Raw genomic sequence first — 1,137 nt, 5'->3', positions numbered from 1 at the left:
CAAACAGCGAACAGTCCGTATTTTGACAAGGTATTTTACCTTAACGGAGGAGTATATTCCCTTGACAATTGCCTTTTAATGGGTGTCCCCTTTTCGTTATCACTATCGCATACATTATCGATGGGAAACTTAATTATGGCTTACCCACATGATGTAGCGAGGAGCCAGTCTATTTTTTTTCATTTCTCCAAAGTAAACATGCTTGCCACCAGCCGTTTGCTAGAAAACCAAAACCAATAACAACAGACAAGATAAATTCACTGAATTTATCCGACCAACGGTAAGCATACAACGGGCTATCATCATAATAAAATAAAGAAAATCCTGTCGCATAAAGAATCTTAAAGCTTAAATATAAAAAATATGTACCAGCAATAATTGATATTGCAAATTTAATTTTCAAAAATATTTTCTCCATGATACAATTAATACTTTAATTTATCGCAAAGGACCCTGCTCCCAATAGAACTCACGCTTCGGTGGCTCTGGTGGCATATTTTGCCTTATCCATTCATCTTTTAAAGATGAACCGATACCAACTATACTATCAATAATAAAAGGTATACCATTATTAATTAAATCATGAGTGGCATCTAATAACAGATATTCTACACAACTATCAATTTCTTCAATCGGTCCATATTCTAAAAATATCGCCAATGGTGTTGTTGGAGCTGTTCCACCAAATGTACCGTCTAAATATTCAACCGCCTCAGTAATCTCGACAGCATGCAACATAACAAAATTTTCAGTCATAATTATCCATTGGACATACAATCCAAAAGAATCAACCTTATTTATTGGATCAGACCCTACATAACTATATAAATTTTCTCCTCCTCTCATACCTACGGGATCAGGTCTAGTATATCTTCCACTGTATGGGAAATAATATCTAAAACAATTATAGATAATCTTACTCTCCAAATCATAATACTGCCCAGGAAAACGCAAATTATTCTTCACGTCTTCCACTGAAATATCCACATCCCCGAATGCACCATAGATGGCCTGCCAGGAAATTGCTCCTGTGCTGTCAGTAAGGGCATTGGGGGCTCCCAGGTGATCATTGTGGTAGAAATAGTATTTGTCGCCACGTTTCATTGCCAGGGGTGCAGTGGTCCAGAGACTGCCAGG

Annotated in this window: 2 protein-coding genes; both read right to left on the bottom strand. The window is 37.2% G+C overall.

Features of this window, described 5'->3' with window-relative positions:
- Window positions 1-169: 169 nt before the first annotated feature.
- Complete coding sequence (locus tag G493_RS0122750; protein WP_153306651.1) at window positions 170-403, bottom strand: hypothetical protein; 234 nt, start codon at window positions 401-403, stop codon at window positions 170-172.
- Between the two features lie 35 nt (window positions 404-438).
- Window positions 439-1,137, bottom strand: a 699-nt coding sequence (locus G493_RS32680; protein WP_205623751.1) for an RHS repeat domain-containing protein, incomplete at its 5' end; no start/stop codon positions are given.

The organism is Desulfogranum japonicum DSM 18378, from assembly GCF_000429945.1.
Taxonomy (GTDB): domain Bacteria; phylum Desulfobacterota; class Desulfobulbia; order Desulfobulbales; family Desulfobulbaceae; genus Desulfogranum; species Desulfogranum japonicum.
Note: the sequence above shows the minus strand (reverse complement) of the source record. Positions and strands in the feature narration are given on the sequence as shown.